Below are 13934 nucleotides of genomic sequence, written 5' to 3'. Positions count from 1 at the left end.
CTCGACGCTCGTAGGCAGCGGATTCGGGGCAGTAGTGATGCCGTATGGGCTGCGCTGACGCTAGTGTTCGATCTATTTGGCGTCATCGGTTCTGAGGGCGAAGAAAGCGCATTGCGCGGCGCGTTACTCGTTATGATCTTCGTTTTAGCGACAATCATTGTCCGGCTAGCGGCAGTGCTGATTCGACATCGGAGAGAGCAACAGGCGGAGCGATAACTGATCGCGCGTCCAAGGCGGCCATGAGCAGACAGTCAACCTTCGCGACCGGAAGCGGACGTTCAACAAGTTCACGAGGCGCCGACGCGCCCCGTGAACCTCGCTTCAGTTGACGCGTACCACCGGTGGCGGCGTCCACGATCCATCCAGTATGGCGGCCTTGGGCCAGTAGGCGCGGATGTACAGCGAGAACACGTCCTTCGGCGCAGGAACCCAGTTCGATTCCTTGTCTTCGCCAGGCGAGTCGTTCTGGAAATAGAGCGTGAGCGAGCCGTCGTCGTTGTACTTCAGTGATTTGCTCTTCGTGCCGAGCGAAAAGCGGTTCAATCTGTTCGCCTCGAACAGATGCTCCTTGTTATAGACCGTCAATGACCAGAATCCGTTTACCGGAGGCAACTGTCCCTTCGGAAATGTCACCGTGTAGCGATTCGCCCCCGCCAGGCGTTGTCCGCTCGCGTCAAAGTCCGTATAGATATAGCGGGTTTCCTGCGGCGCGTTGTCGTACATATTCGACTTTGCCGATGCCGTGCGCGACAGGTAGTCGGTACCCCAGCGCGCCCCGTTGGGCGGAGACGTCCAGCCGTTGCCTACCGGCCGGCCGTTGTTGCGAAATTCGAAGAGCGGGCTGATCAGATCGGCCTCCGAGGCCGCCGCCGTCTCGTTCAACATTGCCTTGATTTGCGGGTCTTTTGCCGCAGCGTCCAGCACAGACTGGATCGTCGCGTAGAGCGCTTGCTCGCCGGGCCGAGGCGGTACCATCTTCATGACCAGAGGAAGCTCGTCGAAGAACTTGTCCGGGATGACCCACTTCACTTCGCCCTTGCCGTCGGTAGCCGGCGGCGGGAAAGAGGGGGTGCTCTTCCAGTTTTTGATCTTCATCTTCCCGGTGTATTCGCTTAATGGATACACCATGACCTGACTTAACAGAGGTTGAATTGCTGCTTTGTCTTCGGGTGTGTCGTCCTGAAAAACCCGGGGAAATATGGCCACGAGATTGGTGGGTGCACGGTGAACCGCGACAATCCCTTTCGGGACATTCCCTTTCCATTCGGGGCCAACCAGTAAATGGAGCCCGGGCTTTGTTCTGTATTGCGTGCCGATTTCGCCGAATGAATCAGTTCTCGCGTCGGAGAGCTGATAGGTATAAAAGCGTTTGCCGAAATCCGGAACCTGGATAATGACGGGGGTTTTGTCGAGTTCCATAAATCCCGCGCCATACACCGTATCCTGATTGGGACACGTGACAAAATTCTCGGCCGAATCAATGTAATCAGTCAGCATGGAAACCTGGTTGTGCGGCGAACCGGGAATCACACCGCCTATCCGGCCGGGTTCCGGCAGGTCTTTCACGGCAAGCGAGCGGTTGTAGTTATTCACCAGCGCCCAGCCCCAGAGATAGGCGAACCGGCCAACCGTAGCGACATACTCTTTGGTCATCACCGTGCCGGTGGGCGTCCCAAGGATTTCGGACGCGGACTGCGCAACAGAGGGCGGCGCTGCAGCCGCCACACACATCGTTGAAACGCCCACACCCACACCTAAGCCCACGATCATATGCCTCAGATTCACATTGACTCCTCGTTGAGAATGTTGGAACGCCAGGCCAGGCGTCGTCATGTCCGCAGCTAACGGCAAGCCGCCCTTCGGATTACGGGGACTCGTAGCATTGCCGGATCAGCACTGAAGCTCGATGGGCACCCCTTATCACCGTTGCGTTATCCATCATGAAAGCAGTGCAAAGAACACTGTCGTTCAATTAACACCGATCCCGCCCGCAGCTTGATGTTTTTGCGAATTTAGCTGAGTCGCATAGTGTGATCTGGATATCGGCACTCACTGCCGTGACACTCTATCAAGATTTTCTTAATCAATGTAAGCTTTCCGTCATCCATCCAGAAGAGGACTAGTTCAATGCTAAGCACTACCAATGCGACGAGATTGACGTTCTCCGTAATTGCAGCAGGTTTGATTGGCATGGGCGTGGCGGCCTGCAGTTCGCCGGGTAGAAGTCAGGCACCGGCCGCAAGCACGACTGCGAATGCGAGCGCCCCGACTGATGAACAGATCGTGGCCGCATGGAATTATCTGTATGGGCGCTATCTGGTGTTGCAGCAGGAGAATTACGACATCAACGTCGAGAAGGCGGGTTACAACAAAATTAAATACAATCCGCTTGGCTCGGCCCAGTTTGTCAATCCGAATCTCGACGTGGCTTATCTGGAAGCCTGGCTGGCGGCCGATCCGGATCACGCAGTCATCCTGAACGTGCCCAAAGTGACGGGCCGCTACTACACGGCGCAGTTGCTAGACGGGTGGGGCGAAGTCATTACCAACATCAATGAGCGCACATATCCCGATCATCCGTATGGCAAGTTTGCGCTCGTGATCAAGGGTACCAATCCGCCGGTGCCGCCTGACGCGGTCAAGATCGAATTGCCGTCGGCGAAGGCCAAATTGCTGGCGCGAGTGGAACTCAAAGGCTCGCCAAAAACGGCCGTGAAGTTGCAACATCAGTTCACTGTCGTTGCGTCGCCGGACGCAAAGATCGACGCGCCTTTTCCCGTGCCGTCCTTCACGCCGGCCGCGCCCATTGGAGCCGAGATCTTCGATCACGTGAGCGAAGCACTGGCCACGTATCCTGACGCCATGCCGAAGGCCGCCGCATTTCAGGCGTCGGCAATCAACGTCGCTAACTATGCGAAGAGCAGTGACGCGGCACGCAAGCGGGTGAACGAGGTCGTCAAGGCAAAGGCGGTTCCGGGCTTCTTACAGCATGCCAAAGGATTTGGGACGCAGAAGGGCGGCTGGTCGGTCACTTATGTCGCGGGCAAGTTCGGCAATGATTACGTGGCACGTGACATCGTCAACTACGGTGGCCTGTGGGCCAATGTCATCAGTGAAGCAATCTACTTTGTCGGCCTAAACGATAGCGATAACCATCCCCTCGACGGTAGCAAGACCTACGAGATCCGTTTTCCGAAGGGTGAAAGGCCGGATGCACATGTCAATGGATTCTGGTCCATCACGTTGTATAGCGTGCCGGATTATCGCGTGGTGTCCAACGCGCTGCATCGGTATAACCTGAACAATGTATCGCATCTGAAGGCAAATTCGGATGGAAGCACGAGTATCTGGCTCGCACCCGTTCGACCGAAAAATGTGCCGCAAGGCAACTGGCTGCCTACGCCGGATGGCAAGGGATTCTCATTGAACTTCCGTACTTATGTGCCGAAAGACGAGGTCCAGCAAGGTCAGTGGTTTCCGGCACCGATCGTGAACGTGAAATAACGACGCAACGTGCAATCGCGGTTCAGTTTGTCGAGGTGCGACTTCGATAGACTGAACCGGATGTCTCTGTCGTTTGCCAGGCGGGGGTCACTGCTGCAAGCCGGAATGACACGGGGGTCGGCTCGTAGGGATTTCGGCGCCGGAAGCGGCCGCGAGCGTCCAGTGCATGAGGCGGCACCGGGGCCAGTTACGGATGTTCGAGTGTCACCTGCAACTCAGACAATGGCCGTTCTCGTGTCGCTTGTATGAGTCGGATCGTCATCCGGGACTGCCTTCGGTTGTGCGCTCGCATTCGCCCTTCGCCGTCTGCCCGCCGTTTCTTGCCGGGCAGCGCTGTGCCGCCGTTGCGAGGTCGAGGCATTATCTGGCGAAAGCGAGCACCGTGAATACGCCTCGAGCAACCGCTAACAGTCGTCTGGAAAATCCCTGATGATCCTTGCGTTACGAGCGACATTGGACGAACTGATGATCGACTCGTATTCCCGCGGTCCTTCAACCCATACCAAGGAAATCGGTGAAACGCGGCTTCAGTTTGCAGCCACTAGGCCGCAATCACATCCGAACGACATCCATCACGGTTTTCTTTCGGTCCTTGAACTGATAGATCGTGATCGCGGCGTCGCGGAGGTCGCCATGCGGGTCGAACGCGATGCGTCCAATTACGCCTTCATAGCTGGTGGAGGGCATCGCCGCTAGAATTTTTGCCCGCTCGGCCGAATTCGCGCGCTTCATGGCGTCGTAGATCACGTAGACGGCGTCGTAGGTAAATGGCGCATAGGCATCTATCGTCGTCCCGAAACGTGCCACATAGCGTTTGTCGAATTCCTGACCCTTGGGCATCTTCGACAAGGCGAGGCCAGCTTCAGAACACGTCACGTTGCCGATCGCACTACCGGCGAGCTGGATCATGCTGTCCGTACACGCGCCGTCGCCTCCAAGTACTTTTGCAGCAATGCCCAGGTTCGCGGCCTGCTTCACTAGCGGGCCGGCAGTCGCATCGGAGCCGCCGTACATGATTGCGTCCGGCTTCATTCCTTTGATTTTCGTGAGAATCGCACGGAAATCGACAGCTTTGTCGTTGGTCGATTCGTGCGTCACGATCGTCGCGCCTCGCGCCTTTGCGGCTTTCTCGAAGGCATCGGCAAGACCCTGACCGTACGCGGTGGAATCGTCGACGATGGCAATCCGCTTGGCGTGCATCGAATCGATCGCGTAGTGGGCCAGCGCCGGTCCCTGCAATGTGTCCGTTGCGACGACACGGAAGGTCGTCTTGAAGCCTTGCAACGTGTAGGCGGGATTGGTCGAGCCCTGTGAAATCTGAACGAGACTGGCCTCGCTATAGATCTTCGACGCGGGAATCGACACGCCAGAATTAATATCGCCAACCACAGCTACCACGCCGTCGTCGACGAGCTTTTGCGCGACCTGCGTGCCGGTGCGCGGATCGGCGGCGTCGTCCTGGGCGTCGAGTTGTAAACGGACCGGCTTGCCGCCAATGACCGGATGCTGGCTGTTGATCTCGTCGATGGCGAGTCGCGCGGCGTTTTCGCTATCCTTGCCCATATGAGCGAGTTGCCCGGTCAACGGAGCGGCATGGCCGATAAGAACCACGACAGGTTCCGCGGCGAAGCTGCCGCCGCTGGTCAGCAGCAGCGTCACGGCGGTGACCTTCAGTGTCAGGTTGAATTTGTCGAAAGAGAGTGACATGACGCGGCTCCGTTTTTTCAGTGAAGCCAGTATTCGAACGCCAAATTCTTCCGTCCAACGATTTTTTCTATTGACCGGCAATAGATAAAACTTGATGGTCTGCGGGATTACCCGTGATTGACCTCAGCGATTGAGCGGGAACGGTCACAACGAAAAGTTGACGCAGGCGGCCAGTTTTTATTGTCACGCGAGCGATTTTGCAGCGCTAAACTCCGTTGGCGCGCTCAGGAAGTTCGGTTGATGCCGCGTGGTATGTCGAATGTGTCGGTAGGTCCGGTAACTACACTGAGTATCTGATGAACGTTCGCTTTCTGGAAACCTTTGTATGGCTCGCCAAGCTCCGCAATTTTCGTTTGACCGCGGAACGCTTGCACGCGACCCAAGCCGCAATCTCCAGTCGGATATCCGCGCTCGAGCAGGAATTCGGCGTGCGTCTATTCGATCGGGGCCCGCGCGACGTCAAGCTGACGCAGGAAGGCACCAAAGCGCTGGTCTTTGCCGAGCAGATTCTCAAACTCACTAACGACATGCTCGCGAGCGTGAGCGACCGCTCGGACGTGAGCGGGTTGTTACGGGTCGGCGTGATCGAATCAGTCGTGCACACATGGCTACCCGAGTTGCTGCGCAGAGTGCGCGATGAATACCCGAACCTGACGATCGAACTGACCTGCGACACCTCGACGAACCTTTCCGTGCAACTGGTCAATGGGAATGTGGATATCGCCTTCCTGAGCACGGCGGTCGCCGGAGCCGACTCGGAAAATGTTTCGCTCGGCGCATTGCCCATGCGATGGGTGGCGAGTCCGTCGCTGAATCTGTCGGCGGAAGCGCTATCGGAAGTCGAACTGGCGAGCTTTCCGATCGTGAGTTTTGCTCGCCATTCGTCGCCACATGTGTTCGTTGCAGGGTTGTTCGCAGCCGCTGGCGAACCGCGCGTGCAGATCAATTGCGTGTCGTCGGTCGCGGCGATCATCCGGCTTGTGCTCGACGGCTTCGGTATCGCGGTTCTGCCGACAGCTTTCGTGACGCGAGAACTGGAGTCGGGTCATCTGCAACTGCTGAAAGTGACGCATCGAGTCCCGGAACTTCCGCTCTTCGCATCCTTCCGCCGAAGTCCCGATAGTTTGCTATGCGAGTCGATCACGCATCTTGCGTTGAAAGTCATGCGGGAGTTTAGCCTCGAGTACGGGCCGGATATAGCGCTCTTTCCAGATACCGACGAAGCGCTGTCGCGTCAATAAGCGCCGCAGTGGGCGTCTTTTCCTTCGATCATCAACGAGTGTTATTACATGTCGGTTACCGCATCGCTTTCCGTTCAGCCGCTTGTCCCCGACGCGTTCGCCCCCTATGGCCGGATGTTGGGCAAACCGTTCCCGGAGGATGGCGCGGCGCCATCGTTCAGCAGCCCGTCTTCCGATTTCTGGCGCGAGCATTTGTTCGATGCTGGCGTGTCTGGAGATCCGGAGATTCTTTGGGTCAGATATCGCGATCGTCAACCCGAGGTGGCGAGACTCGAAGCGCATTGGCTGACCGAGCAGGCCGTCGTGCCGCTTACGGGGCCAATCGTTCAGATCGTCGCGACGTGTACTTCGGATGGACACCCCGACCTCGATTCACTGGCGGCATTCGAAGTGCCGGTCGGCGAAGGAATCTGCATGCGGCCGCGCTGTTGGCATGCCACGCGTGCATTGCAGAGCGAAGTGACCTGCTTGGTGCTGACGCGCCGGTCCACGACATTCGACCTGGCGGTTCATCTGCTGACAGGTGCGCCCGCCGGTGAAAGCGCGATCCGGCAGATTCCGCCTCATTGCGTTGTGGGCGCGTCTGGTCTCGAACAGACGCCTATATCTCGATGAAGTGTCCATCATCTCACGCGGGGAAGGCGGAGAGCGCTATATCCCCGCCGGTCCCAACTCTCATCCTCAGAACTTGAAGCGCAACCCCGCACGCGCCAGCACCGCGTGATTCCCAGACGCCGCCGTGACGCTAGCAATGCTAGCCACCGCAGCCTTGCCGGTCGAATCGACGCCACTGGCTTTCTGATAAACAGCAAGTGCATAGACGTCGGCTCGCTCGCTTTTTTCAGAACGGCCGTGCCGAAAATGATTAGCACTCCAGGCCTTCAGGATTCGCGCGCCGTGCCGAAAACAGGGGGGAGACGGTGTGATAAGCGGGAATAAATTCTCCTTGAATCCTAAAAATTTCTCTTTAGAATTGGCGCTCTCAGTCAAACAGCCTGAGAGAGACTCGATACGTCGCCACTGCAGCGCTATTTGCGGCGGTTATCAAAAAAAGTTAAGTATCGGAAAAAATTGGTAATCAAAAATAAACCAGGCCTAACATCAGACAAAAGGAAAATGTCGCGCGCGTGACCAACGCGTGTCATAAACCTCCCGGACTTTTTTAATTTATTTGCTATTCGTGAGCTGATGCGTGACGGGGATTCGCATCGACTTGCAACCATACCGGATACACGGCAACGGGCGGACCAGTAGGGCGCAGTCCGAAGTAATGCGCGTATTCGGTATTACCCTAAGGACGTAGTGCGAGTCCTTCGCTTTACAACTTATCCCCGCTATGTGTTGCACCTGAATCGAGTCAGGGGCGTGCTTCTGGACGCCTTGTCAAAACGTAATTCGAGTTCTCTTTATCTCGGGGATGTTCATGTCCAATAGTTTGCAGAAATGGGTCGGCCGCAATCGTCCGCCTCGCGTTCAGATCACGTACGACGTCGAACTCGGCGGCGCTATCGAGAAGCGTGAATTGCCGATGGTCGTCGGGCTGATGGCCGATCTTTCCGGCCACCCGGCCACGCCGCTGCCTAAGCTGAAAGAGCGCCGCTTTGTCGATGTCGACCGCGACAACTTCGACGAGATCATGGGCAAGATCGAACCGCGCCTCGAGCTGTCGGTGCCGGACACGATGAAAGGCGAAGGTAATCTGAAGGTCGAGCTGAAGTTTCAGCAGTTCGCCGACTTTCATCCGGAAAGCCTCGTGCGTCAGGTGCCGCGTTTGGCCAAGCTGCTCGAAGCGCGTCAGCAATTGCGCGATCTGCTTGCCAAGCTCGATGGCAACGACGAACTCGATTCGATGCTGGAGCGCATCGTTCAGAACTCGGAAGAACTGAAGAAGCTGAAGAGCCAGGCCTACGTCGGCGATGCGCCGGCGGCCACGGCGGCCCAGGCAAGCGCAGTCACACCGACGACGGAAGACACCCCGTCCGAGTGACGGCCAATTTTCAGCGTCGCTGAAGCGACACTCCTCTCAGGACTGACCCAGATGGAAACGAATATCTCCGCCGAAGCCGCGGGCGCACACGCCGGCACGCAAGTCGCCGAGCTGAGCCTGCTCGAGCGCATCGTTCAGGAAGGCAACATGGCCGTCGAGCCGTCGCAAGGCGGCTACGCGAGAAAGCTCATCGGCCAGCTCGCCTCGCAGATTCTCGACGAAGGCATGCGCACGAGCCCGGACAAGGGCGTCGTGGCAATGATCAACGAACGCGTCGCCGAAATCGACAAGCTGCTGACCGACCAGCTCAACGCGATCATGCATGACTCGGCCTATCAGGGATTGGAAGCGTCGTGGTACGGCCTGCACGACATGGTGTTCGGCACCGAGACCGGTACGAACCTGAAGCTGCGACTGCTCAACGTCACGAAGAAGGAACTGCACAAGGACCTCGAGACGGCTGTCGACCACGACATGAGCGTGCTGTTCAAGAAGATCTACGAAGAAGAGTACGGCACATTCGGCGGCCACCCGTTCTCGCTGCTGGTCGGCGACTATTCGTTCGGCCGTCATCCGCAAGACATGGCGTTGCTCGAGCGCATCTCGCGCGTGGCCGCCGCGGCGCATGCGCCGTTCATCGCCGCTGCCGCACCGAGCCTGTTCGACCTGAAGTCGTACACTGAACTCGGCGTCGCGCGCGACTTGTCGAAGACGTTTGAAAGCGCTGAACTGGCCGCCTGGCGCAGCTTCCGCGAATCGGAAGACTCGCGTTACGTGTCGCTCGTGTTGCCGAGCTACGCGGCGCGTCTGCCGTACGGCGCGAAGACCAACCCGGTCGAATCGTTCGGTTTCGAAGAGGACGTCGACGGTACGGATCACAGCAAGTACCTGTGGGCGAACTCCGCCTATCAACTGGGCCTGCGCATTACCGACGCCTACGCAAAGTACAGCTGGGCCACGGCGATTCGCGGCGTGGAAGGCGGCGGCAAGGTCGACGGTATTGCGGCGCATGCGTACAAGACGAATGAAGGCGACATCACGCTGAAGTGCCCGACGGAAGTCACGATCACCGATCGCCGCGAGAAGGAACTGAGCGATCTCGGCTTTATCGCGCTGGTCAACTCGAAGGGCTCGGACTTCGCGACCTTCTTCGGCGGCCAGACGGTCAACAAGCCGAAGGCCTACAACAAGGACGAAGCCAACGCCAACGCGCAACTTTCCGCGCGTCTGCCGTTCGTGCTGGCCGCGTCGCGCTTCGCGCATTACATCAAGGTGATCATGCGCGACAAAGTGGGCAGCTTCCAGACCCGCGCCGATGTCGAGACCTATCTGAACAACTGGATTGCAGGGTACGTGCTGATCAACGCGTCGGCCTCGCATGAGCAGAAGGCGCGCTATCCGCTCGGCCAGGCTCGCGTGGACGTGACCGAAGTACCGGGCAAGCCCGGTGCGTATCGCGCCACGTGTTTCCTGAAGCCGCACTTCCAGATGGAAGAGCTGACGGCCTCGATCCGCCTCGTGGCGGATCTGCCGGGCGCGGCTGCTTAATCGTCGATGTATGACGCGCGCCACGCGCGCGTCATACCGCTTTCATTCACCTATCTGATTCAGGCAAGTTATGGATACCATCATCCTGCAATTCAAGGACGTCAAGGGCAACTCGCTGATCGACGGCTTCAAGGACGGCATTCAGCTGACGTCGTTCTCGCAAAGCGTGGCGATCACGATGAACCCCGACACGTCGAACACCGAGCGCACCCTCGGCCGTCCGTCGTTCAGCGAATTCAATCTGAGCAAGGACACCGATCAGTCGACGCCCGCGCTGTACGCCGCCTGTACGGCCGGCACGAAGCTCGGCAACGCGACGATCTCGATCGGCCGTAACGAAGGCGGCAAGTTCATGCTGCAAATGAAGTACGTGCTGACCAACGCGATGATTGCGAACATCACCACGAGCGGTGGCGGCTCGAGCATGATGGACTCGTTCACCATCAACTTCACGGCGATGACCTCGCAATACACCCAGCAGAACGCGGATTCGACGCTGGCCGGCACCGCGCCGTTCGGCTGGGATCTGACCACCAACAAGGCGATCAGCCCCGCTGCGTAACGCTTCGCCGCCCGCCGCGAGGCGGGCGTTTTCGCTCTGTCAGGGTTCAACCGGTTTTGCGTATGTCGGCAATCGCCAACGGCTTTCCCCTTCCTCTGTTCGAGCGTCTTGTAGAAGACGCTGACGCGTGGTTGCAAGGCGAGCACGCGCTTCGGCAATCCGTCGCGCGGGAGTTGTCGCGTCTGCTCAATGCGCGTTCGAGCCTGACGATGGAAACCTTCGCGATGAGCGACGGAACCGTGCTGGACTACGGGCTGCCCGATTTCTCCGATCTGTCGCTGCGCTCGCAGCGCGACCGCGACGCCATCGTCGCCGCCGTGCGCCAGGCGATCGCGTTCTTCGAGCCGAGACTGGCCGACGTCAAGGTGGACTTCAACTTTCCATCCGGCGACGAGCGCCACGCCGTGCTAACGGTGGACGGCAAGATGCGCGTGAACCGGTCGGTCGAACACGTCTTCTTCGAATTGCAGGGCGGCGCGCGCGGCAGCGCCGATGCACGCTGGAAGGACGCAGACTGACATGGCCGCCGAAGACATTCTCCAGTACTACAAGCGCGAGCTGTCGTACTTGCGCACCCAGGGCTCCGATTTCGCGCAGCGTTATCCCAAGGTCGCGTCGCGCCTCGCGCTGCATGGCACCGAATCGCTCGACCCGCACACCGAGCGCTTGATCGAGGCGACCGCGTTTCTCGCCGCGCGCGTGCATCGCGACCTCGACCAGGCCGCGCCGCAAATTGCCAGCGCGCTGCTCGACAACGTGTGCCCCTCGATGATTCAGACGGTGCCGTCCATGACCGTCGCGCAGTTCGAGCTCGATCCGACGCAGGGCAAGGTGACGGCAGGCTTTCGCGTACCGCGCCACACCGGCCTTGCCGCGATGACGGAGACGGGCGATGCCTGCCGCTTTCGTACCGCGTGGGAAACCGTGTTGTGGCCGCTCAGAATCAGCCGCGCTGCATTCGGCGACGACTCCACGCTGCGGCTCACGCTGGAATGCGACGCGGGCGTCGATTTTTCCGAACTCGAACTCACGCAATTGCGCGTGCATCTGCATGGCGACTGGGTCGTGACCATGCCGCTCTATGAACTGCTGGTCGCGAACGTGACGGATGTCGGCGTGCGTCCCGAGCAAGGACCGGCCACGATGCTGCCGCCCTCGGCGTGGCGCGAAGTCGGTTATGCGCCGGAAGACACCGTCTTGCCGCAGCCTTCGCACGCGCATCCTGCGTACACGCTGATGCAGGAGTATTTCGCGTTTCCGCGCAAGTTTCATTTCTTCGATCTGCACGTGCCCGCCGGCAAGCTCGGCACCGGGCGCACCTGCGAGATCGTCCTGCATCTGGATCGCGTTCCGCGCGGACTCGGCATGCTCGGCGCCCAGCATTTCCGGCTCGGCTGCACGCCCATCGTCAACCTGTTCTCGCAGACGAGCGAGCCGATCGTGATCGACCGGCGCCATTACGAGTACCGTCTCGTCGCGGACCAGAAGCGCGAAGCGATCACAGAAATTCATTCGATCCTGTCGGTGATCGCTTCCGATCCCGCGCAGGATCGCGCCGTCACCTTGCCGTGTTTTACAGCGGCGGATCGCCTCGACGATCCGCGCGCGGCGGCCGACACGATGTACTGGTCGGCGCGCCGCGAACAGAGCGTGCGCAGCAACGCGCCGGGCATCGATCTGTATCTCGGTTTCGTCGACGCCGGCAACGTGACCGGCCAGCCGGATACGCCGGTGGTATATGCCAACGTGCTGTGCACCAACCGGCGCCTGGCCGAACAGGTGCCGGTCGGCGCGCGCATGCTGGTGGAGCGCGTCTCACAGAATGCGCGGGCGCGCTGTTTGTACGAGCCGACTTCGCAGCGCAATCCTCCGCTCGACAGCGCGACGCTGTGGCGGCTGGTGTCGCTGTTGACGCGCAACTATCACTCGCTGGTGGGCGGCGCGACCGGCCGGCGCGAGCTGCAGGACATGCTGCGGCTGTTCGCATCCGACGGTCCACGCGAAGAGGCACAGATCCGCGGCATTCGTAGTATCGACGCGCGCCCGATCACCGCGCACGTCGGCACCGAAGCCTGGCGTGGTTACTGTCGTGGCACCGAGGTCAGCATCGAGTTCGACGCCGATACCTTCGTCGGCGGCTCGCCGTTGCTGATGGGTGCGGTACTCGCGCGTTTCTTCGCGATGTACACGTCGGTCAATTCCTTTGTGCGGCTGGTCGTGCGCCGCGGAGACGAGACATGGAAGCAATGGGCGCCGATGACCGGCAGCCAGCAAACGCTCTGATCGCTCGTCTCGTCGCGCAGCCGCAAGGCTTCGACCTGTTTCAGGCGATCCACCTGCTCGAACGCGCGCAGCCGTGGACGCGCGCACTCGGCTATGGCGACGGCACCGACGAGGCAGTGCGTCTGCGCGGCTTCGTCTCGCTCGCGTTCGAAGCGAGCGATATCCGCAGCGCGCAGTGTCATCCGCACGCGAACGACGCGCAGGAGCCGCGCGAAACCTACACGCTGACCACGCCGGTGATGACGCTCGCCGGTGCCAACGGTCCGTTGCCGATGCCGTTCACGGAGATGGTGCTGGCCCGCCGCGCCGCGCGCGAAACCGCGATGGGCGACCTGCTCGACATCTTCAATCATCGCTTTCTGTCGTTTCTCTACCGCAGCCGGCAGAAGCTTGCGCCGTCGTTGGCGAGCCGCTCGCCGCGCGACGCCGAACTTGCCGCGTGCCTCGATGCGCTCGGCAACCTCGGACTGCACGGCGGCCCGCGTGGTCCGCGCGGCGCGTCGTTGTGGCTGCGTCATGCCGGCTTGCTCGGCGGCGCGCCGCGTTCGATGACGGGCCTGCTCGCGCTGCTCTCCGACCGGCTCGGCGTGACGGTGCGCGGTGCGCAATTCGTCGGCGGCTGGCATACGGTCGATGCAGCCGATTCGCTGCGCCTCGCGCGTCCCGGCACGCGCGCACCGCGACTCGGCGGACTCGCGGTGCTCGGGCGGCGCACGTGGAGTCAGTCGGCGGGGCTGCGCATCGAATTCTTCGATCTGTCCGAGACGCTGTTCACCGCGCTTCTGCCGGGCGGCGACGCGCACGAACTCGCGGCGTGGCTCGTGCGCAGTTATCTGCAACAGGACCATGAGGTGTCGTTCGTGCTGCATCGCGCGAAACCGGCGAGCGCGGGCACGCTGGGCGGCGCGGCGGCGGCACGGCTGGGCTGGACCTCGTGGGTGGGCGGCCAGCGTGACACTTCGCGCGCCGCCAATGCCCGGCCTCAAGCGGTCCGGCTGGCGATGCGCACGGCCGAGGCGCCGCTCCATGCCGCCACGGCGGCCCACACCAACACGCGAGCAGCAGCGAACTCCATGGCCGCGGCCATGGGTCGCGGATAAGA

The 13934-nt window shown here is 60.3% G+C and carries 12 protein-coding genes; 9 read left to right on the top strand and 3 right to left on the bottom strand.

Translation table 11 applies throughout. The features are described from left to right. Positions 1-321: 321 nt before the first annotated feature. Positions 322-1785 (bottom strand): DUF1254 domain-containing protein, encoded by a 1464-nt coding sequence (locus P0D96_RS24025; RefSeq protein ID WP_408315620.1) that lies wholly within the window; start codon positions 1783-1785, stop codon positions 322-324. Between the two features lie 342 nt (positions 1786-2127). Here P0D96_RS24025 and P0D96_RS24020 point away from each other — a divergent pair, with 342 nt between their 5' ends. Beyond that, on the top strand, positions 2128-3504 hold the full coding sequence (locus P0D96_RS24020) for a DUF1214 domain-containing protein (protein ID WP_408315618.1): 1377 nt from the start codon (positions 2128-2130) through the stop codon (positions 3502-3504). A gap of 552 nt (positions 3505-4056) precedes the next feature. Here the strand turns inward: P0D96_RS24020 and P0D96_RS24015 are convergent. After that, positions 4057-5211, bottom strand: a complete 1155-nt coding sequence (locus P0D96_RS24015) for a branched-chain amino acid ABC transporter substrate-binding protein (RefSeq protein WP_408315616.1) — start codon at positions 5209-5211, stop codon at positions 4057-4059. A 296-nt stretch (positions 5212-5507) separates the two neighbouring features. Between P0D96_RS24015 and P0D96_RS24010 the strand changes: the two genes are divergently transcribed. Continuing rightward, complete coding sequence (locus P0D96_RS24010) at positions 5508-6452, top strand: LysR family transcriptional regulator (RefSeq protein WP_408315614.1); 945 nt, start codon at positions 5508-5510, stop codon at positions 6450-6452. A 48-nt stretch (positions 6453-6500) separates the two neighbouring features. Continuing rightward, positions 6501-7067, top strand: coding sequence for an ureidoglycolate lyase (locus tag P0D96_RS24005; protein WP_408315612.1), 567 nt, complete (start codon positions 6501-6503; stop codon positions 7065-7067). Positions 7068-7133: 66 nt separating this feature from the next. Here the strand turns inward: P0D96_RS24005 and P0D96_RS24000 are convergent, their stop codons facing one another. Then, a complete protein-coding gene (locus P0D96_RS24000) occupies positions 7134-7442 on the bottom strand; it encodes a hypothetical protein (protein ID WP_408315610.1) in 309 nt (102 codons plus the stop codon). Positions 7443-7875: 433 nt separating this feature from the next. On the opposite strand from P0D96_RS24000, the gene tssB reads away from it, so the two are divergent. The 6 genes from tssB (at position 7876) to tssG (ending at position 13932) form a co-directional block, all read left to right on the top strand. Continuing rightward, positions 7876-8439: a type VI secretion system contractile sheath small subunit gene (gene tssB, locus P0D96_RS23995; protein ID WP_408183456.1), complete on the top strand. Its 564-nt coding sequence runs from the start codon at positions 7876-7878 to the stop codon at positions 8437-8439. Between the two features lie 51 nt (positions 8440-8490). Further along, on the top strand, positions 8491-9987 hold the full coding sequence (gene tssC / locus P0D96_RS23990; RefSeq protein ID WP_408183457.1) for a type VI secretion system contractile sheath large subunit: 1497 nt from the start codon (positions 8491-8493) through the stop codon (positions 9985-9987). Positions 9988-10057: 70 nt separating this feature from the next. Beyond that, positions 10058-10549 carry an Hcp family type VI secretion system effector gene (locus P0D96_RS23985; RefSeq protein WP_408183459.1) on the top strand — a complete coding sequence of 164 codons (492 nt, stop codon included), beginning with the start codon at positions 10058-10060 and terminating at the stop codon, positions 10547-10549. A 62-nt stretch (positions 10550-10611) separates the two neighbouring features. Then, positions 10612-11067, top strand: coding sequence for a type VI secretion system baseplate subunit TssE (gene tssE, locus P0D96_RS23980; protein ID WP_408183460.1), 456 nt, complete (start codon positions 10612-10614; stop codon positions 11065-11067). 1 nt (position 11068) lies between these two features. Further along, positions 11069-12832 carry a type VI secretion system baseplate subunit TssF gene (gene tssF / locus P0D96_RS23975; RefSeq protein WP_408315607.1) on the top strand — a complete coding sequence of 588 codons (1764 nt, stop codon included), beginning with the start codon at positions 11069-11071 and terminating at the stop codon, positions 12830-12832. Beyond that, entirely contained in the window at positions 12787-13932 is a 1146-nt protein-coding gene (gene tssG / locus P0D96_RS23970; protein ID WP_408315605.1) for a type VI secretion system baseplate subunit TssG, read from the top strand. The genes tssF and tssG overlap by 46 nt, the downstream gene beginning before the upstream one ends. Positions 13933-13934 lie beyond the last annotated feature (2 nt).

Origin of the sequence: Paraburkholderia sp. RL17-347-BIC-D, from assembly GCF_046027915.1 — a bacterium.
In the GTDB taxonomy this organism is placed as follows: domain Bacteria; phylum Pseudomonadota; class Gammaproteobacteria; order Burkholderiales; family Burkholderiaceae; genus Paraburkholderia.
Note: the sequence above shows the minus strand (reverse complement) of the source record. Positions and strands in the feature narration are given on the sequence as shown.